Source organism: Candidatus Pantoea bituminis, assembly GCF_018842675.1.
In the GTDB taxonomy this organism is placed as follows: Bacteria; Pseudomonadota; Gammaproteobacteria; order Enterobacterales; family Enterobacteriaceae; genus Pantoea; species Pantoea phytostimulans.
The window spans coordinates 2,722,231-2,747,486 of record NZ_JAGTWO010000004.1; the positions used below are offsets into that span (position 1 = coordinate 2,722,231).

At 49.7% G+C, this 25,256-nt stretch carries 24 protein-coding genes and 3 pseudogenes; 12 read left to right on the plus strand and 15 right to left on the minus strand.

Annotated features, from left to right (window positions below):
- Positions 1–9 precede the first annotated feature (9 nt).
- The 4 genes from ybeD to KQP84_RS16665 all read left to right on the plus strand — a co-directional run bounded on the left by ybeD (position 10) and on the right by KQP84_RS16665 (position 3,290).
- The gene (gene ybeD, locus KQP84_RS16650; protein ID WP_215847365.1) at positions 10–273 is read left to right on the plus strand and encodes a DUF493 family protein YbeD; all 264 of its coding nucleotides are present in this window, start codon (positions 10–12) and stop codon (positions 271–273) included.
- A gap of 81 nt (positions 274–354) precedes the next feature.
- A complete protein-coding gene (gene lipB / locus KQP84_RS16655) occupies positions 355–1,014 on the plus strand; it encodes a lipoyl(octanoyl) transferase LipB (RefSeq protein WP_215847366.1) in 660 nt (219 codons plus the stop codon).
- 168 nt (positions 1,015–1,182) lie between these two features.
- Positions 1,183–2,148 (plus strand): lipoyl synthase, encoded by a 966-nt coding sequence (lipA, locus tag KQP84_RS16660; protein ID WP_215847367.1) that lies wholly within the window; start codon positions 1,183–1,185, stop codon positions 2,146–2,148.
- Positions 2,149–2,285: 137 nt separating this feature from the next.
- Positions 2,286–3,290, plus strand: a complete 1,005-nt coding sequence (locus KQP84_RS16665; RefSeq protein WP_215847368.1) for a hypothetical protein — start codon at positions 2,286–2,288, stop codon at positions 3,288–3,290.
- A gap of 84 nt (positions 3,291–3,374) precedes the next feature.
- Here the strand turns inward: KQP84_RS16665 and tatE are convergent, their stop codons facing one another.
- From tatE to KQP84_RS16695, 6 genes and pseudogenes are all read right to left on the minus strand, one after another.
- Positions 3,375–3,578, minus strand: a complete 204-nt coding sequence (tatE, locus tag KQP84_RS16670; protein WP_215847369.1) for a twin-arginine translocase subunit TatE — start codon at positions 3,576–3,578, stop codon at positions 3,375–3,377.
- Positions 3,579–3,712: 134 nt separating this feature from the next.
- A complete protein-coding gene (locus tag KQP84_RS16675; RefSeq protein WP_215847370.1) occupies positions 3,713–4,483 on the minus strand; it encodes an amino acid ABC transporter ATP-binding protein in 771 nt (256 codons plus the stop codon).
- Positions 4,480–5,433: an amino acid ABC transporter permease gene (locus tag KQP84_RS16680; protein ID WP_215847371.1), complete on the minus strand. Its 954-nt coding sequence runs from the start codon at positions 5,431–5,433 to the stop codon at positions 4,480–4,482. The genes KQP84_RS16675 and KQP84_RS16680 overlap by 4 nt, the downstream gene beginning before the upstream one ends.
- Positions 5,430–6,317 carry an ABC transporter substrate-binding protein gene (locus KQP84_RS16685; RefSeq protein WP_215847372.1) on the minus strand — a complete coding sequence of 296 codons (888 nt, stop codon included), beginning with the start codon at positions 6,315–6,317 and terminating at the stop codon, positions 5,430–5,432. The genes KQP84_RS16680 and KQP84_RS16685 overlap by 4 nt, the downstream gene beginning before the upstream one ends.
- Positions 6,318–6,334: 17 nt before the next feature.
- Positions 6,335–7,129: a deaminated glutathione amidase gene (locus KQP84_RS16690; RefSeq protein WP_215848320.1), complete on the minus strand. Its 795-nt coding sequence runs from the start codon at positions 7,127–7,129 to the stop codon at positions 6,335–6,337.
- Positions 7,098–8,094: pseudogene (locus KQP84_RS16695) on the minus strand (substrate-binding domain-containing protein). Before KQP84_RS16695 ends, KQP84_RS16690 begins: the two are co-directional and overlap by 32 nt.
- A gap of 130 nt (positions 8,095–8,224) precedes the next feature.
- Here KQP84_RS16695 and KQP84_RS16700 point away from each other — a divergent pair.
- On the plus strand, positions 8,225–9,580 hold the full coding sequence (locus KQP84_RS16700) for an aminotransferase-like domain-containing protein (protein WP_215847373.1): 1,356 nt from the start codon (positions 8,225–8,227) through the stop codon (positions 9,578–9,580).
- Here KQP84_RS16700 and KQP84_RS16705 read toward each other — a convergent pair.
- From KQP84_RS16705 to KQP84_RS26410, 4 genes are all read right to left on the minus strand, one after another.
- Entirely contained in the window at positions 9,558–9,989 is a 432-nt protein-coding gene (locus tag KQP84_RS16705; RefSeq protein WP_215847374.1) for a GNAT family N-acetyltransferase, read from the minus strand. The genes KQP84_RS16700 and KQP84_RS16705 overlap by 23 nt on opposite strands.
- Before the next feature lie 328 nt (positions 9,990–10,317).
- Positions 10,318–10,527: a transcription antiterminator/RNA stability regulator CspE gene (gene cspE, locus KQP84_RS16710; RefSeq protein ID WP_006118399.1), complete on the minus strand. Its 210-nt coding sequence runs from the start codon at positions 10,525–10,527 to the stop codon at positions 10,318–10,320.
- A 151-nt stretch (positions 10,528–10,678) separates the two neighbouring features.
- Positions 10,679–11,251, minus strand: coding sequence for a lipid IV(A) palmitoyltransferase PagP (pagP, locus tag KQP84_RS16715; RefSeq protein ID WP_309140156.1), 573 nt, complete (start codon positions 11,249–11,251; stop codon positions 10,679–10,681).
- 660 nt (positions 11,252–11,911) lie between these two features.
- On the minus strand, positions 11,912–11,995 hold the full coding sequence (locus KQP84_RS26410) for a small membrane protein YohP (protein WP_085982494.1): 84 nt from the start codon (positions 11,993–11,995) through the stop codon (positions 11,912–11,914).
- Positions 11,996–12,253: 258 nt separating this feature from the next.
- Here KQP84_RS26410 and KQP84_RS16720 point away from each other — a divergent pair, with 258 nt between their 5' ends.
- Positions 12,254–12,499: a hypothetical protein gene (locus KQP84_RS16720; RefSeq protein WP_215847375.1), complete on the plus strand. Its 246-nt coding sequence runs from the start codon at positions 12,254–12,256 to the stop codon at positions 12,497–12,499.
- A gap of 125 nt (positions 12,500–12,624) precedes the next feature.
- Positions 12,625–13,707: a malate/lactate/ureidoglycolate dehydrogenase gene (locus KQP84_RS16725; protein ID WP_215847376.1), complete on the plus strand. Its 1,083-nt coding sequence runs from the start codon at positions 12,625–12,627 to the stop codon at positions 13,705–13,707.
- 39 nt (positions 13,708–13,746) lie between these two features.
- Here the strand turns inward: KQP84_RS16725 and gntT are convergent, their stop codons facing one another.
- Positions 13,747–15,063, minus strand: coding sequence for a gluconate transporter (gene gntT / locus KQP84_RS16730; protein ID WP_215847377.1), 1,317 nt, complete (start codon positions 15,061–15,063; stop codon positions 13,747–13,749).
- A gap of 294 nt (positions 15,064–15,357) precedes the next feature.
- On the opposite strand from gntT, the gene KQP84_RS16735 reads away from it, so the two are divergent.
- Positions 15,358–16,503 carry an iron-containing alcohol dehydrogenase gene (locus KQP84_RS16735; RefSeq protein ID WP_215847378.1) on the plus strand — a complete coding sequence of 382 codons (1,146 nt, stop codon included), beginning with the start codon at positions 15,358–15,360 and terminating at the stop codon, positions 16,501–16,503.
- A gap of 283 nt (positions 16,504–16,786) precedes the next feature.
- Here the strand turns inward: KQP84_RS16735 and KQP84_RS16740 are convergent.
- Positions 16,787–17,625 (minus strand): annotated as a pseudogene (locus KQP84_RS16740) (Cof-type HAD-IIB family hydrolase).
- A 102-nt stretch (positions 17,626–17,727) separates the two neighbouring features.
- Positions 17,728–18,201, minus strand: a complete 474-nt coding sequence (locus tag KQP84_RS16745) for an RcnB family protein (protein WP_215847379.1) — start codon at positions 18,199–18,201, stop codon at positions 17,728–17,730.
- 850 nt (positions 18,202–19,051) lie between these two features.
- Between KQP84_RS16745 and KQP84_RS16750 the strand changes: the two genes are divergently transcribed.
- Positions 19,052–19,588 carry a 2-thiouracil desulfurase family protein gene (locus tag KQP84_RS16750; RefSeq protein WP_309140181.1) on the plus strand — a complete coding sequence of 179 codons (537 nt, stop codon included), beginning with the start codon at positions 19,052–19,054 and terminating at the stop codon, positions 19,586–19,588.
- A gap of 53 nt (positions 19,589–19,641) precedes the next feature.
- On the opposite strand, the pseudogene KQP84_RS16755 reads toward KQP84_RS16750, so the two are convergent.
- Positions 19,642–20,930 (minus strand): annotated as a pseudogene (locus KQP84_RS16755) (HAAAP family serine/threonine permease).
- A gap of 573 nt (positions 20,931–21,503) precedes the next feature.
- On the opposite strand from KQP84_RS16755, the gene KQP84_RS16760 reads away from it, so the two are divergent.
- From KQP84_RS16760 to KQP84_RS16770, 3 genes are all read left to right on the plus strand, one after another.
- On the plus strand, positions 21,504–22,100 hold the full coding sequence (locus KQP84_RS16760; protein WP_215847380.1) for a hypothetical protein: 597 nt from the start codon (positions 21,504–21,506) through the stop codon (positions 22,098–22,100).
- A 181-nt stretch (positions 22,101–22,281) separates the two neighbouring features.
- A complete protein-coding gene (locus KQP84_RS16765; protein ID WP_215847381.1) occupies positions 22,282–23,475 on the plus strand; it encodes a zinc-dependent alcohol dehydrogenase in 1,194 nt (397 codons plus the stop codon).
- 141 nt (positions 23,476–23,616) lie between these two features.
- A complete protein-coding gene (locus KQP84_RS16770; RefSeq protein WP_215847382.1) occupies positions 23,617–24,309 on the plus strand; it encodes a GNAT family N-acetyltransferase in 693 nt (230 codons plus the stop codon).
- A gap of 23 nt (positions 24,310–24,332) precedes the next feature.
- On the opposite strand, the gene KQP84_RS16775 is transcribed toward KQP84_RS16770, so the two are convergent.
- Entirely contained in the window at positions 24,333–25,025 is a 693-nt protein-coding gene (locus KQP84_RS16775; RefSeq protein ID WP_215847383.1) for a YetF domain-containing protein, read from the minus strand.
- Positions 25,026–25,256: the final 231 nt, after the last annotated feature.

Sequence of the window (25,256 nt, forward strand, 5' to 3'; positions counted from 1 at the left end):
GGAGTCAATATGAAAACCAAACTGAATGAACTGCTCGAATTTCCTACCCCATTTACCTATAAAGTAATGGGCTTGGCACAACCGGAGCTGGTTGATCAAGTGGTTGAAGTGGTGCAGCGCCATGCGCCCGGCGACTATTCTCCCGAAGTGAAGCCGAGCAGCAAGGGCAACTATCACTCCGTCAATATTACTATTACCGCCACGCACATTGAGCAGGTGGAAAAGCTGTACGAAGAGCTGGGCAAGATCGAAATCGTTCGTATGGTGCTGTAAATGATAACGTCGGCAAAGGGTGTTGGTCTTACCGTTTGCCGACGTTATACTCAGCCTTTCCCCCTTTAGCGGACCCGCGTTTTGTCAGTCGAAACTCTTCTTGTTCGCCAGTTAGGTCTTTGCAACTGGCAATCCACTTCTGAAGCTATGCATCACTATACCGATCAACGTGACGGCAGCAGCCGCGACGAGATTTGGCTGGTGGAGCATGATCCGGTTTTCACGCAAGGTCAGGCAGGCAAAGCGGAACATGTTTTAATGCCAGGCGATATTCCTGTAGTACAAAGCGATCGCGGCGGTCAGGTCACCTATCACGGTCCCGGCCAACAGGTGATGTATGTGCTGATTGACATCAAGCGACGTAAAATTGGCGTCCGCCAACTGGTTACGGCCCTGGAAGAAACAGTGATTGCAACACTCATGCACTTTGGCGTTGAAGCGCGCGCGCGCGCCGACGCCCCTGGCGTCTATGTTGGTGATGAAAAAATCTGCTCGCTGGGTTTACGCATTCGCAAAGGCTGCTCATTCCATGGTCTGGCGCTTAATGTCGCCATGGATTTATCGCCTTTTTTGCGTATCAATCCTTGCGGTTATGCAGGAATGAGCATGACGCAACTGCAACATTTTAATCCTGACGTAAGCGTTATCGAGGTTCAACCTTTGCTAGTAGCGGCATTTGCCCGCCTGTTGAATTATGAAAACGTTGAGTGGCAGACTGAGCCAAACCCAGTAATGCGTTAACTGTGAATGCGTATTTACAAATATGTAACGTTTCAACGCTCAGGATGGCTGCTTCCCGGCCAATCAGATGATATAATTTTTGCACTTTTTTCAAATAAAGTTGAAAGCGCCCTTCTCGATGTGTGAGAAAGCTTTCAAATCGCAATCCGACCGGAACCTGCAGATTTTATGAGTAAACCAATTCAGATGGAACGCGGCGTCAAATATCGTGACGCAGATAAAATGGCGTTGATCCCAGTTAAGACTGTGACCACCGAACGGCAAGAGATGTTGCGTAAGCCGGAATGGATGAAAATCAAGTTGCCTGCGGATTCCAGTCGTATCCAGGGCATTAAAGCGGCAATGCGTAAAAACGGTTTACACTCGGTCTGCGAAGAGGCGTCATGCCCTAACCTCGCCGAATGTTTTAACCACGGTACGGCAACCTTTATGATCCTTGGTGCCATCTGTACCCGTCGCTGCCCATTCTGCGATGTTGCTCATGGCCGCCCTAACGCGCCTGATGCTAATGAACCCGGTAAGCTGGCACAAACCATTGCTGACATGGCGCTGCGTTATGTGGTGATCACTTCCGTTGACCGCGACGATTTGCGTGATGGTGGCGCTCAACATTTTGCCGATTGCATCAGCGCTATTCGTGAAAAAAGTCCTACCATCAAAATCGAAACTCTGGTGCCTGACTTCCGTGGCCGCATGGATCGTGCGCTGGAAATTCTGACTGCTACGCCGCCAGATGTATTTAACCACAATCTGGAAAACGTACCGCGCGTTTACCGTCAGGTGCGTCCTGGTGCTAACTACGACTGGTCGCTCAAACTGCTGGAGCGTTTTAAAGAAGCGCATCCATCTGTTCCGACCAAATCAGGATTGATGGTCGGGTTAGGCGAGACCAACGCTGAAATTGTGGAAGTGATGCGCGACTTGCGTCGCCATGGCGTGACTATGCTTACGCTGGGTCAATATTTGCAGCCTAGTCGCCACCATTTGCCGGTTCAACGTTATGTCAGCCCGGCAGAATTTGATGAAATGAAAGAAGAAGCGATGGCGATGGGCTTTACGCATGCCGCCTGTGGTCCTTTTGTTCGTTCTTCTTATCATGCCGATATGCAGGCTAAAGGCCTGGAAGTTAAGTAACGCTATACAGGTCGTGCCACCTGGTACGGCCTGATTATCCCCTGCCCTTAATCTCTTCAACTAATCTGTCGCTTTATCCGCTGAGGCTATAAGCCATTTTGTCATTTTAATCCTCAGCTGCTTTTATAGGTCAGATTATGGAACCTCTTTCCACCCCTTCAGCGTTTCCCGATTGGTTCATACCGGACGATACTGATCACCTGGCTAGCGATATGTTGTCTGGCGGTTCAGACGAAAATCTTGATGCCATAAAAATTCGAACTGCGCCTGTTAATACAACTAACCCTAACCTTACAGCTCACGCGAGTTGCGGCATGGCAGCGCTGGCTACTGCGCTTCATATTGAACAGCGCTATGCTGTTGAGCTAAGCCTCAAGACGCAGACTTCTCCATTAGCGCCTGCCGCGACGACACTCCCTTTATCACTTTATCCTACCGCTGAATTCGTCAACGCCCACGCCTTATCAAATTCAGCATCAGTTTCACAGTCAGAATGGAAGAGTTGCTCTGCTGCTGAAATTGAGCCTCATTCGTCGCTTGCCGCTTTTGAGCCTGAAACGCTTAACCTCATCGGGTCCAGTTTGCTGGAAGTCCCCACACCGCTAAGCGATGTCTACAGTCAGCCAATACAAAACACAGAACGTTATCAGCAAACAGTTAAGGATAATGCGAAGGATCAATCTGATGATGAGATAACACAGCCAAACCTGACGTTTGATGGCAGTTCAGAAGCTGATGCATTAATGGACATCTATCTCAACAGCATATTGGAGGGAAGTACCGTAACAGATGCACAAGTTCACTGGATTTCCGAGCAACCTGAAAATTGGGGAGAAGGATTATATCAACTAAACGCACTGCAGAGCTCAACATCAACGCTTGCGCCGGTGAGCGGTCAATACATGTTTGAAGCGGTAAACGGCCTGTTTTCGGAAGATTTAATAATTCCAGAAAATGAATTTATTTTACTGCAATCTGAGATCGAGCAGGGCTTTACATTACCTGATGAGGATTTGGAAATTGATCTTTCGGAGATTGTCGACACGCTACCGCTAACGCTAAGTGAGGTCGGTTTTGCCTGGGATCGGGTTAGGCCGGTTGACGTTGATCTCGAACTCAACTCAGTGGTCAGCCTGCATTAAAAAACAAAAACCAGACTGATTAAGTCTGGTTTTCTCTCTTCCATCAGAAATAAAAAGTAACATTTATTGTCAACTGACGTTGATTTACTCTTTATGTGATACGCGTTCTGCTGGAATTTCTTCAGCTGTGTTCTTAGTTGCGCTGGAGTCATCATCTTTCATGGCTTTTTTGAAGCCTTTGATTGCGGATCCCAGATCGCCACCCAGTGAACGTAACTTATTGGTGCCAAAGAGCAGTACGATAAGCGCACCGATGATCAGCAGTTTGGCAATACTGATACCTTCCATAATTAACTTTTAAACCTTAGCGAAAAACGGTGAATCTTATTTAGGCGCAGTTTCTCAATCACCTCAACTGCAATCTGTAACAGAGTAAGATCGCTTTGCGCGAAAACTAGTGAATCTACCCTGATCATAAACGATTAAATAAAGCGGCTTAAAAAAGCCTGCGTTCGTGGATGCTGCGGATTCGCAATGACCTCATCCGGTGTTCCTTGCTCCACCACCACCCCGCCATCCATGAACACCACGCGATCGGCTGCTTCGCGTGCAAAACCAATTTCGTGCGTGACCACAATCATGGTTAAGCCTTGATCGGCCAGCGTGCGCATTGTGGCCAGCACTTCACCCACTAATTCAGGATCCAGCGCCGAAGTCGGTTCATCAAATAGCATTAAGGTCGGCTTAATCGCTAATGCGCGAGCAATCGCGACACGCTGTTGCTGCCCACCAGAAAGGTGTCGCGGCCAGGCATCCGCTTTGTCGCTCAACCCCACCGTTGCCAGCAGCTCTTTAGCATGCGCTAACGCTGCCTGACGGGAAAATTTATGCACACCAATCGGCGCTTCAATGATGTTTTGCAGCACTGTCATATGGGGGTAGAGATTGAACTGCTGAAACACCATGCCAATTTTCTGCCGTTGCTGGGCAATTTTTCGTGGTGACAAACGATGCAACACGCTGCGTTTTAGCTCATAACCAATCTGCTGATCGCCGACCATAATCGAGCCGCCGTTCATATCTTCCAGATGATTAATGCAGCGTAAAAAAGTAGATTTCCCCGACCCTGATGGGCCAAGAATAACCACCACTTCACCGGGATAGACATCAAGGTCGATGCCTTTGAGCACTTCATTGTCGCCATAACTTTTCTGCACGTTTCGCGCGCTGACTAAAGGTTCAGCTGTTTTCATACGTCCTCCTTACGCACCAACGACGTATTGGCAAATGGCGTAGCGGCACGTTTGGCCGTAACCGCCACGCGTTTCGTACCACGCGCGTAGTAGCGTTCAATCGCGGACTGTCCCACATTGAGAATTGAGGTGATGAGCAGATACCAAATTACCGCCACCATCAGCATTGGAATAATTTCGAAGGTGCGGTTGTAGACGGCCTGCACGGAATAAAGCAGATCGCCCATCGCGATAACGCTCACCAACGAAGTGGCTTTGATCATACTGATGAGCTGGTTGCCAGTAGGTGGAATGATGGAACGCATCGCCTGTGGAATAATAATGCGGCGCAGTGCACGCGCTCGACTCATCCCAAAGGCCTGAGTGGTTTCTACCTGACCGTTGTCGACCGAGAGCAGGCCAGCACGAATCACTTCCGCCATATAAGCCGCTTCATTCAACGCCAGTCCCGCAATTGCTGCCGTCAGCGGTGTGATGAGATCATTGGTATTCCAGCTGGCAAAAGTGATGTCGGTCCAAGGCACAGTAATCGATAAGGTCGGGAACAGCGTCGACAGGTTGTACCAAAAAATGAGTTGCACCAACAGCGGCGTACCCCGGAAGAACCAGATATAGAGACCGGAAAGACCGCTCAGTAATTTATTCTCTGACAAACGCCAGACCGCCAGAATTAAACCCAACAGGGTGCCGAGAATCATCGACACCACCGTGAGTCCGAGCGTCACCTGCAACCCTTTCAATACTGTGCCTTCCGTGAACCATTGCAGCACCACTTTCCATTCGAAATTGGGATTGGTCACTACCAGCCACATCAGGTTCGAGCCAATAACCAGCACCACAATCCAGGAGACCCAGCGTCCATATGAGGGTGCACTGTGGGCAAAAGCCACATCGCGCTGTTGCACGTTGGCCTTGTCCATGGCTCGTGAATCGTTGGTGTGTAAACTCATTTAGCCGCCCCTTTCGCCAGATTAACGCCCGGTTCAGTAATCATGTTGCCGTCCAACTTCCACTTTTTCATGATTGCTGCATAAGTGCCGTTTTGATACAGCGCTTTGTAACCATCCAGTACAACTTTACCCAGCTGAGAGTTTTTCGGCACAACGGTGCCCTGGAAGATATCGCCAAAACCATTTTTCTGACCTGTGCCTGCGAGTTCAAGCTGACCATTCGCCTGTTCAACAAAATAAGTCAGCGGCGCTTGTGAAGAGAAAAAGGCATCAGAGCGCTTAGAACGTACCGCCAAAATAGAGGAGGGTTGGTCGGTAAAGGATTGCACAGTGACCGCCGGTTTACCGGCAGCGGTACAAGCGGCAGATTGCTTACGAATAACTTGTTCGGCAGAGCCGGCAGCCATAACCGCAATCCGCTTGCCGCAGGTGTCGTCCAGACTATTAATTTTTGACGGATTGCCTTTTTGAACGCCAAAAACCACAAACTCTTGCACGTAATCGATAAAGTCGACTTTTTGCTGGCGGTCTGGATAATCGCCTACCGGACCGATTGCTAACTGATAGCGTCCCGAATTAATCCCAGCCAATACGCCTGATAAACCACTGACCGTTGCATGTTCAATTTTAACGCCCAGCAGCTGGCTGAGCGCTGTGGTTAAGTCAGCGGATGCGCCATCCATTGAGTGTGGGCCATTGACGATTTCATACGGAGGAAAAGAGCCGTTGTTAACTGAAATCATTTTCCCGGCTGTTTTGATCTCTTCTGGCAGACGATCGTGCAGTGCCTGATCCACTTTTTGAACCGCAATGGCATCAGCAGCATGGGCTAAAGTTGCAGTCATACCTAAAGCCAGCGTGAGTGCGGTCGCTATCTTTTTCATTATTTTCCCCAATGCTGTCAGTGTGTTTTTAGTTCTGGTCGTGCAAAACGACGATTTTCAAGGACCGGTAAAACGCTGCGAGCGTAGGCGATCCGCTGCGGATCGAGATCGGCAAACACCAACGCGGTGGATTCCGGCGCTTTTGCAATCGCAACGCCGAGCGGATCAATCACCAGGCTATTGCCAATATTGCGTGGTCCACATTCTCCCACCGCGACCATGTAGCAGGTGTTTTCCAGTGCCCGCGCAGTAGTGAGTAATTCCCAGTGCATCTCTTTCAGCGGCCCTTTGACCCAGGCGGCAGGCAGCACCAGCACATCGGCACCATCCAGCACCAGACGGCGCGCCAGCTCCGGGAAACGCACGTCATAACAGGTCATTAATCCCACCTTCATACCCGCCACCTCGACTAAGGGTGGAATGACATGGCCGGGATTAACGCGCTGTGATTCTTGCATGGCAAAGGCGTCATAAAGATGCAGCTTTTCGTAAGCAGCAATGATTTCACCATTGCGAATGGCGATCAGGACGTTGAGCGCCTTTTGCTCTTGCGTTGGCACATGGACACTCATCATCGTGGTGAGGTCGTTACCTTTACTGGCTGCCAAGAGTTGGGTTAAAAATGGGCCATCCAGCGGCTGCGCAGCTTTCAGAACTAAATCGGGATCGGCGATATCACGCGCCAATACGCCTTCAGGCAGTACCAGTAGATGCGCGCCACCCGCTAAGGACCGGCTCATTAAATCAAGGCAAATATCCGCGTTATCCTGCCATTCACGGCTAACGGCAAATTGCCCCATCGCGACTTTCATCATCATTCCCCTTACCTGCCACCGGGAATAGAAGCTCCGGCGTCAGCAATGTTTTGGTCAGACCTTGTTGATACAGCTCATTGGCAAAGTCCGTGATCATCTTCTTGTTAACGGTAAAACCGTTTTCATTCCAGTTGGCTGGCAATTCCTGCGCGGTACGTCGCAAATCGTCCAGTAACCACGGCGTGGTGTCGGCATACTTTTCGCGCTTTTGCATCCAGACGTGATAGGAACGGGTAATGAGGTCACTCAACGCCTGAGGCAGCCAAGGATGCTGCTCCGCCAGCGCGGGTTTCATTGCCAAAATATGGATGCCTGGCACATATCCAACACGATTAAAGTAATCAAGCTCGGCCTGATAAAAATCGGTTTGCAGTTGACGTAAGCCCGATTCTGCCAGGAAAAACCTTCTGGCATGAAGGGGTAAACACAGCATCCAGCTCACCCGCTTTCAGTAACTCAATCAGTGGGCGCTCTTCTGGCGCAGGTTCGATACGGCCCGGACGGCCAAACCCTGCCAAACGGTCAACAATCGGATGGTCGGCAGTTAATCGACCGGCAAACCAATAAGCATCATCAATTTCCACTCCCGCTTCACGCAGCACTGTGCGCGTCCAGGTGTTACCTGAATCTTGCCAACCCGTAACACCAATTCTCTTTCCTTTTAGCTGTGCTGGCGAAGTGAGCGGACTTGCGGTGGTGGTGATAATGCAGCGCTGGCGAAAGCCACGCATCAAAAAGTGCGGCAGGCCAAGCAGCGAGTGATCACCTTTCGCCCGGCCTTGCGCGTAACGGCTAAAGGAGACTTCGCCTGCGTCGTAATCAGGGCTGGTTGCAATGTCATTCACCAGCGTCCCGACGCGGTCAATTTTTAAATCAAAGCCTTCCGGCTTGATGTCGCCAAGTGCCAGCGGCGTAAAATAGTCCCAGTCACGTACCGCTAGTCTGATGGTAAGCCTTTCCATTTTTTCCCCGTCTCTGCCAATGCAGTTGAGCTGCGATGATTTAATCACCAAATAGTGCTTGAATTTGATACTAGATCTGGAACACTATCCTGAACAATCTTTTATTTGTTACTGAACAAATTATTTTCTTATGACGCAAACCGTAGATCTACACTGGCTAAGTAGCCAAATTAATGATGCTTCCGTAAAAGGCATTGCGCTGGCTGCCTCCACGCTAATACGTGACGGCCAAATTGCGATTGGCATGCAGATGCCGTCGGTACGCGACTTAGCGGAAGTGTTAGGCGTAAGCCCAGCAACCGTTTCAGCTGCCTGGGCGCAGTTAAAGAAGCAGAAAGTGCTGGCAGGTAAAGGCCGAAGTGGCGTTTGGGTGAGCGGAAATAACGTAACGCCTCGCCCTATTCGCTTTGAGAAAATTGGTAACTATGGCGATAACATTCAAGCTGACCTGGCAATGGCGTCGCCTGATACCGCTTTGTTGCCTGATTTATCGTCCGCTTTACAGGCGGCACTTAACTCTCCACAGCTCAACAGCTACTATCGTGAAGCCATTTCGCCGCAGTTGCTCAGCGCGATTCAACCTCGCTGGCCTTATCCGGCAGAAGCTTATTTAGCGACCGATGGTGGTTTTGATGCGATGAATTTAGTGGTGCAAACGCTGGTTTCGCCTGGCGATCGGGTCATCATTGAGGATCCGACAGCGACACGATTGCTGGATATGCTCGACAACGTTGGCGCTGAAATCCTGCCTCTTGCTTGTGACAGCGAAGGCCCGTTGCCAGAGGTGCTAACAACATTGCTAGAGAAGTCGCCGGTGATGGTGATTTATCAACCGCGCACGCATTCAGCGACAGGGCACAATATCAGCCGCGGGCGTCGTCAGGCGTTGGCAGATGTATTAGCAACCAGCTCGACGCTGATTATCGAAGATGACGGCATTGGCGATCTCTCCGTGGAATCTGCCTGGAGCCTGGGGGAAGTTTTTCCCGACCGCACGATACACGTACGCTCATTCTCCAAAGCGTATGGGCCAGATTTAAGGTTGGCGGTGCTTTCTGCTACATCAAATATGGTCAAACGCATTCAGGCCTGGCGTAATTTTGGCGTTAGCTGGACCAGCCGTATTTTGCAGGATGCCGTTGCGTGGATGCTGGAGGACGCGGCGACTCAACAGCACATTAATGTCGCCCGGGAAACTTACCGCCAACGGCGGGAGAAACTCTTGCTGGCTTTAGCGAATCGTGGATTAGTACTTGAAGCGCGGGATGGATTGAGTATTTATATTCCCGTACTCTCAGAACAATTTGCGATGATCACCTTGGCGGCACGCGGTATCGCTGTGCTGCCAGGCGAACGCTGCCGCTTGGGCAACACGCAGTTTATTCGCGTCAGTATTGCCTGTATGAACGAGCAACAGTTGGAAATGATCGCCAATGCGCTGGTGATTGCTGCCGGACATGAAATCAGTTTGGGCGTAAACCTTTGACATGATAACTCGGCGATTCTTCGTAGCCTTCTCGCGCATAAAACTGATTAGCTTTTAGTCGTGATACGTGACAATGCACTTCCATGCGGTCGCAACCGCGTTGTGACGCCATGGCTTCAGCGTGCTGAATAAGCTGCTGACCGACACCTTTACTGCGCTCACCTTCAGCAATGCAGAAATAACTGATACGCGCAAAATCACCGGCCAACGCCAGCTGTGGAATAAAATGCATCGACAAAAAGCCCAGCACCTGCGTGCCATGCTCTGCAACTAAAAGCATTTCATTCGGATGCGTGATGAGCTGAGCAAGGCGCTGGTCGATAAAACTCTCCGTTCCGCCGTAGCCTAGCTCCGCTAACAACGCGCTCAATGCGAAACTGTCCTTTGCCTGTGCCTGACGTATATTCATTCTCTCTCCTGAATGGGGTAATTCCTGTCGTTCTGTTATATAGCGTTGAGAATGAAAAATCTGCAAGTAACGCTTGTTATGATTATGTTACGAGAACTATTTGTGACTGACACCGCAGAATGTGCGCCGTCATCCGTAAGCCATTAAATTTGCATCTTCAGCGCACCTGATGCCGGTTCGTGGAAAAAGAGTGAATCAGTCACCAAGTTCGGGCATTGCTACGGTGGAGGGCAGGAGGGCCAGAGGAATATCAAAGCGTGGCAATTGAGGAATGGCAGGCATAAAAAAACCCGCCAATTGGCGGGTTTTTAGAATTCTGACTGTTAACTTACAGACTGATAACGTTAGCAGCAGATGGGCCTTTCGCGCCGTCGGTGATTTCAAACTCAACGCGCTGACCTTCAGCCAGAGTTTTGAAGCCGTTGCTCTGGATTGCAGAGAAGTGTACGAATACATCTTTGCTGCCATCTTCAGGAGTAATGAAACCGAATCCTTTAGATTCATTAAACCACTTAACGTTACCTTTGATCTTAGACATCTAATATTACCTTTACATGAAAAATGGACACTAAACTGTGTCGGCGTCTAGTACAGCAATTGCAGAGAGATTTGTCCAGCTTGAATTGATGGAAAAGTGATAAATATCGACATTCTTTAGATGCGTCACACTTTATGTTTCTTTCGCTTGCCTAAAATGCCCAACGTAGCCAGGCAAAATAGACATTTCCATTGTTATAAGTGCCCGGAATGTAAGTCATTTGAAAACTCAATGCGCCATAACCTATTGAACCCAAGGGTAATAGCACAGGAACGGGGTAGTAATTCCAGTTATCTCGCGCTGTGGCTCCCACAGTAAAACCTACGCCCCAGTGGAATGACTGATTTTCTAACGGTCGCCAGGTCGCTTCCCAACCGTATCCACCAATCGGCTCCCATTTATTGAAAGAATCCTTAAAGGCCATGAGATACAGGCCATGCCAGTTCCCCTTTTCGTCATAACGAGAAACGCCGCCACCCGCACCCCACGGATGTTCGTTATAGCGATCAATATGTTCCTCATCATAGGTCCAGCGGTTATGCCAGGTTATCGCTGGCACATAGACATCCACGCTGTCTGGCTGCTGCCAGGTCTGTTGCACATTATGATTTAAGGTTTCCCAACCTGACTGCACTCCCTGAAGCAACGTTGCGGCCTGAAGTGAGAATGAGAGCATGAGTGCTGGAACAAGAGGCCAGATCACGAGAAGACAATACCTGTTCACTGCTTTTTCCTGCCGATTTTTTAAATGGCGAGTTCTAAACCCAGTGTTGAAGCCAAGCGGGCATCTTAATGAGGCGCTCCAAACTGGAGATAAACATGAAGTCGATTTTAAGAAATTGTGCCGCAGAAAGAGGTGAGGCACCGCCAGCAACTTTCGCATCTGGTCACATTAAATGCGAAAACAGGCCATTGATGGCGAGATTATCCGCAAACAGCTAAAAAACATGATCCTTATCAATGAAAAGGATTTTTGCGGAGCTTGAATTGCTCAAAAAACAGCTACGAAACAGGAAAATATTCTTAGATTCAATGCGCTAAAAGAAATGATCGCAACGTGTTATAAATTAGAAAATCTTAACTATTTTTGATGTATTTTTGATAAGATTGGTCTTATTCAATTCCAGGAAGGAGGCGAAGATGCCATGGTGATGAAAATTCGCTGCACTGCATGTGGCAGCGCAAAGTTTACCTTTATTGATTGCAAAGCAAGTTTGAAACCTTTCCACGGCGCCTGCTGTGCATACTGTAAGAAACATCTTGCGGTAAAAGATTTGTTACCTGTAACGCGTAACAGCCCCTCTCGCCCTGTTCACCCGTACGTCAAAACAGAGATTCAGGCAATTGAGAGGAAATTCGGGCACCCGGTAAGGTGCCCGCTTTATTAGAAAATGAGTTTGAACACCCCTGTCAGCGTTAACAGCCCAACGATAAAAATGATGGCGATGACCCACAAAATTATTTTCATTTCCCTCTCCCTTACCTAATAAAAAAGCCTTTCCTGTAAACAGTATAGGTGAAAATTTTACCTTTGCTGCTTCGCTCTCAAAGACCAACTCTGCCCCGTTAAGCCGCTTAGTGTCCATTTTTTTCTGCGAGACAGGTCGCAAGATAATCATTATTTCTGGCACACCGCTTCGTTTAGCGAAGCAGGGCCAGCTAAAATTTAAGCGGCAAAGGCAGGCCAGAATTGTGATGAATTTGAAATCAGTAACAAGGAGATCTTATGAGCACGATTAATACCAGCATGGGCCGCTATAGCCTTAAGGCTAAAAATAGCGGCGATCACATCAAGGGTTCTTTCGCTATCAATGATGAAGGCGGTACTCAACTTACCTTGCAAGAGTTTGATGAACCCTATTTAGATGATGTGGTAAATAACGTGATTTATCCTGTCACGGGTGGTAACCGCGAAATAGCGCGTGCACTGCGCGAACAGATGGTGAAAGCCGGTTTCGAACAACCCCATTAATCCTCAAAACTTTGGGCCGCATTTTGCGGCCCTGCTCTTAAAAATCCCCTTGATATCTAACCAACACTTGCCGCTGGCCTACCTTTCACTGCAGGATGAAAACCCTTCATAAAAAGGAGATTAGCGTGAGTCAATTGCATCGTATTAATGCCAGTCGATTACATCAGTTTGTTCAGGCGATTTGGCTTTATGCCGGCAGCACAACAGAAGAAGCTGGCTTGGTTGCCGATCATTTAGTTGCTGCGAACCTGGCAGGACATGACTCCCACGGCGTAGGTATGATCCCCAGCTACATGGCGTCGTTGGCACAAGGTCATTTGCAGCTTAATCAGCGCCCAACGCTAACCAAAGACGCTGGTGCGGTGTTGACGCTGCATGCCAATCAGGGCTTTGGTCAGGTTGCCGCTTGGGAAGCAATGAAATTGGGCATTGAACGTGCTCAGAAATTAGGGATTGCCGCGGTCGGTTTACATCATTCACATCATATTGGTCGTATTGGTCACTGGGCGGAACAGTGTGCAGCAGCGGGTTTGGTCTCGTTCCACTTCGTTAACGTTATGGGCGATCCCATGGTGGCACCCTTTGGTGGCAGCGATCGCCGTTTTGGTACTAACCCATTTTGCGCCATTTTTCCAAGACAAAATGCTAAACCGCTGCTGCTTGATTTCGCTACCAGCGGTATTGCTTATGGCAAAACGCGGGTTGCCTGGAATAAAGGCATTGAGGTCGCGCCAGGTTATCTGATTGATCACCAAGGTCATGCCACCACGCAACCAGGTGTGATGCATCAACAGCCGTTTGGCTCTTTACTGCCTTTTGGCCTGCATAAGGGTTACGCATTAGCGGCAATGTGCGAGATTCTCGGTGGCGCGTTATCGGGTGGGCGCACCACTCACGATGCCACAGTGCAGAGCAACAGTGACGCCATCTTCAACTGCATGACCACCATCATCCTTGATCCTGCTGCTTTTGACGCGCCAGCGATGCAAGAAGAAGCCGAAGCTTTTATCGAATGGGTAAAACGCTCACCTAAAAGTGGTGATGAGGATATTCAGGTGCCAGGTGAATGGGAAGAAGCGAATCGCGAAGCGCGCGATCGTTTAGGCATTCCGTTAGATGCCACCAGCTGGCAGCAGATATGTCAGGCAGCGGCACAGGCTGGCATGCCAGATGAAGAGCTAAACGCGTTCCGTTTGTTGGCGGTATAAAGTAAAACCGCCGCGACACGTTGTCACGGCGGTGTTTGCTTATAGGGCGTAAGAGAGCAGTAAGCAGCCGATCAAACCACATACGGAGATAATGGTTTCCAGCGCTGACCATGAACGAATCGTTTCGCCAATCGTCAGGTTAAAATACTCTTTAAACAGCCAGAATCCTGGGTCGTTTACGTGCGAGAAGATCACGCTACCGGAACCGACGGCAATCACCATAAGCTCCGGGCTGGCGCCACTGCTAACAATCAAGGGTGCCACAATCCCGCCAGCAGTAATTGCCGCCACGGTGGCAGAACCCAACGCAATACGTAACACCGCAGCTATCGACCAGGCCATGAAAATAGGTGACAGGTTGGTTTGGTTCATCATGTTGGCGATATATTTATCTACGCCGCTGTCCACCAATACCTGCTTGAATGCCCCGCCGCCGCCGATGATCAACAGCATCATTGCGATGATTTTGATCGAATCTGTCAGCGTATCCATCACCTCTTCCATGCTACGACCGCGGTTCAGGCCGAAGGTGAAGATAGCGATCAATACCGCGATCAGCGTTGCCATGACCGGATCGCCGAAGAATTCGGCGTAAGGCAGCAGTACATGCCCTTTTGGCAGTAGCATTTCCGCCACCGCACGCAAAGCCATCAACACCACTGGAATCAGCGCAGTCCAAACGCTCACGCCAAAACTTGGCATCTCCGCTTCAGTAAAGGTTTTAGGGTTGTAAAAGCTTTCTGGGATGGGTTTATCAATTTTCTTCAGGAAGCGCGCATACACCGGCCCCGCCAGAATAACGGTTGGGATCCCTAACAAGGTGCCGAACAGCAGCGTTTTACCCATATCAGCGTCAAACAGGGTCGCAATAGCGGTTGGGCCAGGGTGTGGAGGCAAAAAGCCGTGCGTAACAGAAAGTGCAGCAGCCATTGGCACACCGACGTACAGCAGCGGCACGCGCGCCGATGCGGCGACACTGAACACCAATGGCAACATCAGGACGAAACCAACTTCGTAAAACAGCGCAAAACCCACAGTGAAACCGGTCAGCACCAGCGCCCATTGAATATACTTGACGCCAAACTTCTTAATCAACGTCGTTGCAATGCGCTGGGCGCCACCACAGTCGGCCAGCAGTTTACCGAGCATGGCACCAAAACCCATGATCAGCGCCAAACTGCCCAGTGTTCCGCCCACACCGGTTTTAATTGAAGTAATAACTTTATTGACCGGCATGCCCTGCATCACACCGACCGCCAGCGCTACCAGAATCAGCGCGATGAAACCATTGAGTTTGAAGCGGATCATAAGCAGTAGCAGTAACGCAACGCCGATCGCCACGTAAAGTAATGGCATAATTTTTCTCCACCATACGCACTGACGAGCTGGCTCAGTGCTGGTTTGTTATCGTGGTCCCCAAAGGGTGACAGAACTTAACGTCTGTAAGATGTTTTAACACCTCGACAAACGCTGTTACCGATAACATGTTAAGGGTAACATCGCGATGAAAGCATCACCCTCTCGATAGTGAATTTCTGTTTTGCGAAGGTGATCAACTTTTTGCCAACGCGTTATCAGAAAGTTTGCAGAGGCCAGCGGCGCGCTTTTAGTTACACTCAAATCTTAGCGAAAACTTAAAAGGATGCGCAGGTGAGTGAGAATTTGAGTGAGCTGTATAGCAATCAACGAACTCTGTTTGGCCGTGGAAGCATTGATAAACTGGTGCCGCTGTTAGCGCTACAGCAGCAGCCGACCCTGCTGTTTTGTGGTCAATCATTTCTGCAAAGCCCAGCTTATGCCCGGCTAAAGTCAACGTTGAACGATCACATCATCGGCTATGAAATTGTGCGAAATGAAGCGTCGCCCGCTGATATTGATGCCTGGGTCACACGTTGGCGTGGCCATGTCGATCGCGTTGTAGCCATCGGGGGCGGCAGCGTGCTTGATGCCGCTAAGGCATTTAGTGCGATGATGCAGCATCCGCTGCCGACGGCGCGTTATTTAGAGAAAGTCGGCGACAGCGCCGTTCAGCCAGTTACCTTGCCGATGATTGCGGTGCCGACTACAGCCGGAACCGGCAGCGAAGTGACGCAGAATGCGGTCGTGACCGATCAACACGATATTCAGGTGAAAGCCTCACTGCGTCATCCGGTCTTTGTGCCTCAGGTTGCGATTCTCGATCCCGATCTGTTAAAAAATGCCCCCGATAAAGTCCTGGCAACTTGCGGCATTGATGCCTTTACCCATCTGTTTGAAGCCTATTTATCAAATAAAGGGAATCTGTTTACCCGCCAGCTGGCGTTAACGGGCTTAAAGCAGTTTGTTCAGGCGTGGCCCCAATTAAATCGTGACGATGCAGAAGGTGATAAAGCGCGTGAAGCGATGATGATGTCTTCATGGTTAGGCGGTGTTAGCTTGAGCAGCGCCGGTTTAGGCGTGATTCACGGTATCGCCGGCGAGCTGGGTGCACTCAAGCCTTTTCATCATGGCGAAGTCTGTGGGCGGCTGCTGTTTCCGTTTCTTGAGGTTTTGGCAGAAAGCCACCACATTGAGCAACAACAGTTAATGGCAGAGCTTCATGCTCAGCTGTTTAGTGAAGCCACAGATTCTCCAGCGCGTTACATGAAAAACTGGCTGCAGCAGCAGGCGATCACACCATTTTGGCAAGATGGCCCTGCACTAACGCATCAGGAGGTAGAGTGGATTCTGGCGCGCGCCAACAGCAAAAATTCCTTGGTGGATTACAGCAAAGATGAGATGCGATCCATGATTGTGCAGGCATGGCCGATGCTTTGAAGCAAAGCTGGGCAGGCTTGAATCTTGCTCGGTGATAATCCACCCTTTTAAATACTGAACTCACCTGCGCCAGCTTCATCACCTGGCGCCTGAATATTTTCCGGCAATCCGCGCGTTAATTTCCTTCGCCGCCATCGCGCTGCGCCACTGCACACACTGACCAAGCGCCGCGCCCCACCAGCTTGAGCCTATCGCTTCTACCGCGGCGTTTAATCCCGATATGATAATTTAAAAGTCGATAATGTCATTTTTTGAATATCGGTAAAGCAAAGAATAAATCCAGTCAACGCGAAGATGTAGGTGTAAAAGGTGCCTCGCCCGCTAGCATGTGCTCAATCACCTGCAATACGCCCTGTTCGTTGTTGTGCGGAGCCAGGTAGCGTGCGCTCTCTTTCACCCGCTGCGGCGCATTTTCCATCGCAAAACTGAATGCAGATTGCTTAAGCATTTCCAGGTCGTTGCCGCCATCGCCAAAAGCCAGCACTTCGTCATGCGAAATGCCCCAGCGTTTCGCCAGTAAATCAAGACCGTGCGCTTTATGGTTACCTGGAACGATTAAATCAACAGAGCCATGCCCGCTGGAGGTCGCTGCCGCCGCGCCTTGATGTAAGCGCGTAATATCAGCCATCAAAGGTTCGACGTAATCATCAGAGAGGTTAAGTGCAAATTTGAACAGCTTGTCATCTTGTACTTCATCGAGGCTGCCGATCTTTTTCAGCCGATGGCAGTAATGACGCATTTTCGCTAGCCATTTTTCATCGGTTTCATCGAAATAATAAGCGCTGTTGCGGCCGCAGAGCAGATAGCGCAAACCCGGATAATGGCCGTTTTGCAGCGTATCGATCACCGCGTTAATGTCGCTGCGAGAAAAGGCGCCGCAAAAAGTTCCTCATCACGATCGATGATCCATGCGCCATTTTCAGCCACAAATGCAATTTCACTGGCGATGTCAGGAAAGAAAGATTTGAGCTGGTAATACTGATTGCCGCTGGCGACGACAAATTTTATGTTGCGGGCTTTGAGCTGGTGATAAAGGGCGAGAAAGCGAGGCGAGTTGTACTGTTTTTTATCATCAAGAAAGGTGCCGTCCATATCAACCGCAACCATTTTAACCATCGTCATCATGACTCCTTAAAAAGGGAACCTCAGAATGAAGTGTCAGAATAGCCTAGTGAGAAGGAAGCGGAAAGAAGCACGGATGGCCGTAGCCATCCGTGAGGGAAATTAATGGAACGCGTTGCTCAGGATCAGTGAGGTAATCACACCAGTAGCCGCAGCGATCAGCACATAGTTACCGTCAATATAGGCCCAGTGTTCACCGCGTGGCGGTTCACGTAAACCGCGTTCATGCCAGTCATTCACGCGATAATGGTCGCCGCGATATTCGTGTGGTACTGAGTGGCCGCGACGGAAGTCGTGGCCGTTCCAGGCGAAGTGATCGCGATCATTACCGCGATCGCCATGATAGTCAGCGTGAGAGCCGCCACGATTGTCATGATCGCCGCGAGGGCCGCCTTGGTTGTGATGATCATCATGACCCGCCCCGCGTCCGCGATCGTCATGACGGTCGCCACCGCCCTGCTGTTGCTGCCACGGTTGCCCATGGTGATCGCCCGGGCCATCAGCCCAAGACGCGCTTGAAAACAGTGTGCTGCATGCTAAAAGTGAAGCGATAAACGTTAATGTTGTTTTTTTCATGGTACTACCTCCAATGGCAACGACTGATGTATCGCCGTTGAGATGACTATTATCCATATGGAGGGTGTGCAGCATCTCCAAAAGTCTTAAAGATCGGTAACTTACACACTATTACGCTGTCTTATCGATTCCTTAACGATTGTCATAACTTTTGATACAGATGGCGCTGAAAGTTTATTTAGCAAAGCAGACTTTCAGGCATTTAAATAACCCAGAATAAATAAGAACTTTCTGATGAAATAGCGTTAAAAAAACCAATGCCTGAAATGTAACCTTTGAAGAATGAAAATAACGGCATAATGCGGGGGAGAGTAAAGGTGAATAAAAACCCGATCGAAAACGATCGGGGATTAAATATCCACACCAACCAAACGGGGTAAAACCCTTACATTTTATTAAGGGAAAACTGAAGCACACAACACCACATCACTAGTGCCGCAGCGCAAGAATAGCATCTCCAGCACAGCGAATGGGTGAAAAATTGTCATGTTATACAAAATAATTTTCACTTATTAACTCAGCCGTAAATAAACATTTCCAAAATAGATAAAATCCATAATAAGGACAAAAATTACTTTCGTAACTCAACAGAAATAGGTCTGTGCTCTGACCAGATAGCGATAAAAATTAAATCAAGACTGCCCTGATAAATATAAAAACAGGAATAAATAAAAAACGCATGTCTCACAGCTTATATCTCATAAAACATGCCGGTTCCCCGGTATAGCCGTTCTGTACTGCTGTTAAGGCATCTCAGTTAAGCATTACTCATTATTCGTTCCCTCACTCACATGCTAATAACTGAACGCTGTAACCAGCAGATAAATCAACGCTAGCGAGAACGGTTTTGATTAAGACTTCAGGAAACGTTAAAGAGAAAATTTTGATCAGCGCCTGTTTGATGGGCTTCCGTGTGCGTTACAACGGCAGCGATAAAGCGCTGGTGCTGGATACCCTCGATCGCTGGCAGCGAGAAAATCGTTTAGTCGTTCACTGCCCCGAACTGGCAGCCGGTTTAGCAACGCCACGTTTACCGGCTGAAATTATTGGCGGCTCAGGTGAGGATGTATTAGCCGGGCGGGCGATGATTGTAGAAAGCGATGGCAGCGATGTCACACAACCCTATTTACTTGGGGCATGGCTGGCGCTAAAAACGGCTCAGGATGCGGGTTGCCGCTTTGCCCTACTCAGCGATGGCAGCCCAACCTGCGGAAGCCAGAGAATTTACGATGGATCTTTCAGCGGTCAGCAGCATCCCGGCGCTGGCGTGGCGGCAACACTTCTTCGTCAGCACGGCATTACTGTTTTTGCCGAGCATCAGGCAGGTGAATTGGTTTCTCATCTTGAACAACTCGCAGACCAGCGTATTGCAATCCGATTGAAGTAAAAAGAAGTTAAAAAAATGCGCCGGATTAAGCGCCGCATAGCGGCGCTAAACGTTTAACGTACCAGTGAGAAGAAAATCGCTGAAATTGCGATCAGACCAATCAGTACCACAAACACATTGCTGATCTTACCGCTGTATTTGCGCATTGCCGGGACTTTCTGGATGGCATACATCGGCATCAGAAACAGAATCACCGCAATGATCGGCCCGCCAAGCGTTTCAATCATGCTGAGTATATTGGGATCAAGTGTCGCCACCAGCCAGGTGGTAAGCAGCATAAACAGTGAAGTCAGGCGATTCAGCGTGTTCGGCGCGACCGATTTTCCCTGGCTGCGCAGCGCTTTGTTCACCAGCCCATTAAAGCCTTCACGCGCGCCCAAATAGTGCCCCAGGAACGATTTAGTAATGGCAACTATCGCGATAATAGGGCCGAGCCAGGCAATAACCGGTACGTGGAAGTGGTTGGCAAGGTAAGAAAGAATGGTGATGTTCTGCGCTTTTGCTGCATGCAAATCGTCTGGCGACAGGCTCAGTACACAGCTGAAAACAAAAAACATTACCGTCACAACCATCAACAGATGCGAATACGCCAAAATGCGTGAACATTTTTTCTCCGCCTCCTCGCCATACTCTTCACGCTTCGCCACGGCAAAAGAAGAGATGATGGGCGAATGATTAAAAGAAAACACCATCACCGGAATTGCCAGCCACAGCGTCATCCATAAACCGTTTCCGCTGCTCTGATTCACCTCCATCGTTTGCAACGCCGCACCGTGCCAGTGAGGAATCAGATAGCACGCCATTAACATTAAAACGGCCACGAAGGGATAGACCAACACGCTCATTGCCTTAACGATCATCTGCTCACCGAAGCGCACAATGGTCATCATGCCCATAATCAGCACCAGCGACAGCAGCACACGCGGCGGTGCAACCCACCCCAACTGGTTAACGAGCAGGCTCTCAACCGTATTGGTAATGGCCACGCTGTACATCAATAAAATGGGATAGATTGCAAAGAAATAGAGCAGTGTAATGACATTTCCCGCGCCCGTACCGAAATGCTCTTCCACCACTTCAGTGATGTCGCCCGAAGGATTTTTGCCTGAAAGGACAAAGCGTGTTAGCGCGCGGTGTGCAAAAAAGTCAGGGGAAAGGCGAGAATCGCCATAATGATTAACGGAAGCAACCCACCAACGCCTGCGTTGATTGGCAAGAACAACACGCCGGCACCAATCGCGGTGCCGTACAATCCCAACATCCACATGGTGTCGGTTTTCTGCCAACCTTTTTCCGTTGACGTCTCAAGGGCACCCAGCGTGCCGGTTTGCGTGTTTTTCATCTGGTGATCCAATAAACGTGCAATCAACGCCGCTGCGTTTTGCGACTGCAAAATTAACGTCCACTTGCTGCTCTGCCCTGCTTCACAAGGATGAGCACAAGCGCGATGTGCCGGTGAGATCAATGACAACGGGCGCAACTTCAAGAAAATCCGCTGCCTTAGCGTTCAGGTGGTCAACAGGGACGAAGCCCCGTAAAACGCGTCTCCACCCTTTAAAACGTAATCGATTGCGCGGCATCTTTTTACACTACTTGACGGTTTAACATCAAGTTCAGCGGCAACTTAAGCGTTAAACACGGTAGAAACGGGCAAATTTTGCACGACGTGCACTTTCTTAGCGGGTGGCTGCCAACTGTTCATGTTGTGATTTAAACCGGCCAAAATACTGGCACTCCCATTGTTGCGATGATTGTCGACCTGCTGGCGCACACCTTATCGCGCTTGGTTAGAGGTGCCCTGAACGTTTAACTGCCTGTAAATTTTCCTGCCGTCGTGACGTAATCTTTGCCAGACTTTAAGCAGTCCCGTTGAATTGATTTGCACTGTTTTTAATGGCTTAACAGGAGTTAAAACATGAAAATTGCTTGCCTGGGTTGGGGATCGCTGATTTGGAAGCCTGACGTATTGCCACTTGCAGGAAACTGGCAAGCAGACGGCCCCTTGATGCAGATTGAATTTTGTCGCATCGGCGATGGCGGTGAATTAGCCACTGCGATCTGCCCGAATGCCGCTCCGATTCCCGTCTTCTGGGCCTGGATGTCGACATCGTCACTTGCATTAGCCTGCAAATCACTGCGCAAGCGCGAAGGCATTCCAGACGAACGGGTGGATGGCTTAGGCATAATGTTGATCGGTGATAAAGCCGAGGGAGGAATAGAGAAATGGGCACGCAGCAAGGGCATTGAAGCCCTGATCTGGACTGGCCTGCCCGCGCGCGTGGATTTTACTGAAGGGCGCATTCCCAGTGTTGAGGAGGTACTCAACTACCTTCAGCAGCTGTCTGGCGATAAACGCGCCCATGCGCGAAGTTACATTGAGCAGGTCCCGGCGCAAATCGATACGCCTTACCGACGAGCCATTGCCGATACGCTTGGCTGGCATCACGCAAACCCTCAGATTCCGGCGATCACTACGCCAGTAAATGACGACAAAAACAGCCAATCCGCTTAAATCCTACGCTTATGTCATTGGGCCGCTCGGCTTACTTAAATCGAGCTGGCTACACTTCAATGCAGGTTGAATAACCTAGCGGAAATGTATTCTACATTCCCCACCCTGAGTCATTCTGATATTGCCGCAACGGTGTTCCTCTTGAATAGACGGCAATTCACTGATCAAAGGAGTCGAACAGATGAAAGCATTAACCTACCATGGCCCACATAAAGTCAGCGTTGATAATGTGCCCGATCCCGGGCTTGAAGCCGCTGATGACATTATTCTGCGCGTGACTGCCACAGCAATCTGCGGTTCAGACCTGCACCTATACCGCGGCAAAATTCCCGGAACCGATCACGGCGATATCTTTGGCCATGAGTTTATGGGGGAAGTTGTGGAAACCGGTAGCGGCGTCACGGCCGTCGCCAAAGGCGATCGCGTTGTCATTCCTTTTGTCATCGCCTGTGGCGAATGCTTTTTCTGCCATCTGCATCAATATGCTGCGTGCGAAAACACCAACAGCGGCAGAGGCGCGATAATCAATCGTAAAAAAATTACGCCACCCGCTGCGCTGTTTGGTTACAGCAAACTGTATGGTGGCGTGCCGGGAGGCCAGGCCGAATATGTCCGCGTCCCTAAAGCCAACGCCGGGCCGTTTAAAGTGCCGGAGACTTTATCGGATGAAAAGGTGCTGTTCCTTTCCGATATCCTGCCTACTGCCTGGCAAGCCGTGAAAAATGCCGAAATCAAAAAAGGCTCAAGCGTAGCGATTTTTGGTGCAGGCCCAGTCGGCTTATTGAGTGCGGCTTGCGCCCGACTGGAAGGTGCCGAGCAGATTTTTATGGTCGATCATAATGATTATCGACTGACATTTGCGCGGGAACGTTACGGTGTAATCCCGATTAACTTCGACAAAAACGACGATCCTGCCGCCTTTATCATTGAAAACAGTGCCGGCAATCGGGGTGTCGATGCGGTTATTGATGCCGTTGGCTTTGAGGCTAAAGGCAGCTTGACTGAAACCGTACTCACCAATTTAAAACTGGAAGGCAGCAGCGGCAAAGCGTTGCGTCAGTGCATTGCCGCAGTACGTCGAGGTGGCATTGTCAGCGTACCGGGCGTCTACGCTGGATTCATTCACGGCTTTCTGTTTGGTGATGCGTTCGATAAAGGGCTTACCTTTAAAATGGGCCAGACGCATGTCCATGCTTACCTGCCAGATCTGTTGAATTTAATCGAGCAAGGGCATTTGACCCCGGAAGAGATCGTTACCCATCACATGCCGCTGGAGGACGCTGCACGCGGTTATGAGATTTTTGAGAAGCGCAAAGAGGATTGCCGCAAAGTGATTCTGGTGCCGGGCATGGCAGCCACGCAAGCCACGCTGTAATTCCCAAGGGGCGGCTTATTTTGTCGCCCCACCTACCTTTTAGTTCTCGACCTGCCTCACGCCCACGCTTCGACCTGCCTGTACATTGCTGCTGCAAAAACCTATGTTTATTCTCTTCAACACTTTGCAGGAACAGGCAGCGTGAACATCAATCAATATGGACAGCAAATCGGGTGGGCCCTGCCTGACTGGCAACCCGTAGCAAAACCTCTTCGTCAGGCGATTGTAGGGAATTACTGCCTTTTGGCGCCGCTTGACCCTGAGCACAGTGAAGCGCTGTATCAGGCTTTTTCGTTGGCGGAAGATGATCGTGACTGGACCTGGTTGAGTACTAACAAACCCAACTCCGTTGAAGAGTTGAGGTTTTGGGTCATCGATAAAGTCGATAATCTGGAATTAGTGCCCTTTACGGTAGTAGATAAAACAACGCAGCGCCCAGTAGGCGTGGTGTGCTTTGCCAATATTGAGGTGGATAACGGCGCGCTTGAGATAGGTCATGTGACCTGGTCGCCCCTGATGCAGCGCAATGTTATCGGGACAGAAGCCCTGTATTTGCTGCTGAAGACGCTCTTTTCTCTAGGCTACCGCCGCGTAGCCTGGCGCTGTGACTCGACCAATCTGGCTTCGCGTCGTGCTGCTGAAAGGTTAGGGTTTACTTTTGAGGGACGCTTTCGCCAGACGATGACGCGCAAACAGCGCAATCGGGATACCGACTGGTTATCAATGATTGACAGTGAATGGCCGCGTATCAATCAGGCGCTATCCGGCTGGCTGGAGGAGAGTAATTTTGATGGCGAAGGCCAGCAAAAGAAAAAGTTAGTCACCTTTTTCTAACACGCTAACCTCGCCGTTATTCACTAATGCAGACGGCGAGTTTTTAGCGCAACCGACCATAACGTCTCTTTGCAGCGCGAACAGGTTCTACTCTGCCCCTTTCCTATCTCTTCCGTCTGCCCGCAATGGGTGCACGCGTACAAAGCCGTGAAAGGGATCTGCGCAAAATCCTGCCGATGTTCCGGTGGCAACACGCTGAGTCCTGCTCGCATTTCATCATCATCATAAAAATAAATGCTGAGTTGCCCATCGACCTCAATCAGCGCCAGTCGTACCTGACCGAGATGTTCTACCCCATCCTGACGCAGTTCCATAAAAAACTCATCTTCAGAAATATTGAGCTTGTCGAGACTTTCAAGGACATACAGGCCCTCTTTGATCAGCGTGACAACATCGCCCTGTATCCACTTAGAGAAGCGCACGCTACGCGCAGTGAGAAACGTGGTGAAGCGGTATAAAGCCAGCATCACGATAAACACTAAAACCACCGGCAATACCGGCACATCATCATAAAAAGTGACATCACCGGACGCCGATCCCAGCGTCAAAATCACTACCAGCTCAAACAGTGAAAGCTGACGTACGCCCCTTCTTCCCGATACCTTAAGAAAGGTAAACACCACGACATAAGCCAGTAATACGCGCACCACCACTTCAAACAAAAACGTAGCCGGTTGGTCGTTGAGCAAAAATCGATGCCAGTCGAATGAAAGCATATAAAACATCCTGAGTGATGAGAGGTGAGCCCACTGAGCGACACCTTTCCCTGCATGCCTGATTATTTAGGCCATACCATAATCAAGCCGGTTTAAAGTTGCAAAAGAGAGTGGGAACGGCATTTAAAGCGGAGCGCGTGCTATTAATCCTGAGATCGTATTAAACCGAAAAGGATCTTCTTCCGTTAAAAACAGATCTTGCCCCCTTCCTCTTAAAGTCTAATGTTTACA

Bases quoted from the DNA above. Each gene is read 5' to 3' on its own strand.
- lipA (WP_215847367.1), top strand. From the start codon at position 1,183: ATGAGTAAACCAATTCAGATGGAACGCGGCGTCAAATATCGTGACGCA.
- ybeD (WP_215847365.1), top strand. From the start codon at position 10: ATGAAAACCAAACTGAATGAACTGCTCGAATTTCCTACCCCATTTACC.
- KQP84_RS16675 (WP_215847370.1), bottom strand. From the start codon at position 4,483: ATGAAAACAGCTGAACCTTTAGTCAGCGCGCGAAACGTGCAGAAAAGT.
- KQP84_RS16760 (WP_215847380.1), top strand. From the start codon at position 21,504: ATGAAAATTGCTTGCCTGGGTTGGGGATCGCTGATTTGGAAGCCTGAC.
- KQP84_RS16775 (WP_215847383.1), bottom strand. From the start codon at position 25,025: ATGCTTTCATTCGACTGGCATCGATTTTTGCTCAACGACCAACCGGCT.
- KQP84_RS16720 (WP_215847375.1), top strand. From the start codon at position 12,254: ATGAGCACGATTAATACCAGCATGGGCCGCTATAGCCTTAAGGCTAAA.
- cspE (WP_006118399.1), bottom strand. From the start codon at position 10,527: ATGTCTAAGATCAAAGGTAACGTTAAGTGGTTTAATGAATCTAAAGGA.
- gntT (WP_215847377.1), bottom strand. From the start codon at position 15,063: ATGCCATTACTTTACGTGGCGATCGGCGTTGCGTTACTGCTACTGCTT.
- KQP84_RS16745 (WP_215847379.1), bottom strand. From the start codon at position 18,201: ATGAAAAAAACAACATTAACGTTTATCGCTTCACTTTTAGCATGCAGC.
- KQP84_RS16765 (WP_215847381.1), top strand. From the start codon at position 22,282: ATGAAAGCATTAACCTACCATGGCCCACATAAAGTCAGCGTTGATAAT.
- KQP84_RS16685 (WP_215847372.1), bottom strand. From the start codon at position 6,317: ATGAAAAAGATAGCGACCGCACTCACGCTGGCTTTAGGTATGACTGCA.
- KQP84_RS26410 (WP_085982494.1), bottom strand. From the start codon at position 11,995: ATGAAAATAATTTTGTGGGTCATCGCCATCATTTTTATCGTTGGGCTG.
- KQP84_RS16705 (WP_215847374.1), bottom strand. From the start codon at position 9,989: ATGAATATACGTCAGGCACAGGCAAAGGACAGTTTCGCATTGAGCGCG.
- tatE (WP_215847369.1), bottom strand. From the start codon at position 3,578: ATGGAAGGTATCAGTATTGCCAAACTGCTGATCATCGGTGCGCTTATC.
- KQP84_RS16680 (WP_215847371.1), bottom strand. From the start codon at position 5,433: ATGAGTTTACACACCAACGATTCACGAGCCATGGACAAGGCCAACGTG.
- KQP84_RS16690 (WP_215848320.1), bottom strand. From the start codon at position 7,129: ATGAAAGTCGCGATGGGGCAATTTGCCGTTAGCCGTGAATGGCAGGAT.
- KQP84_RS16665 (WP_215847368.1), top strand. From the start codon at position 2,286: ATGGAACCTCTTTCCACCCCTTCAGCGTTTCCCGATTGGTTCATACCG.
- KQP84_RS16700 (WP_215847373.1), top strand. From the start codon at position 8,225: ATGACGCAAACCGTAGATCTACACTGGCTAAGTAGCCAAATTAATGAT.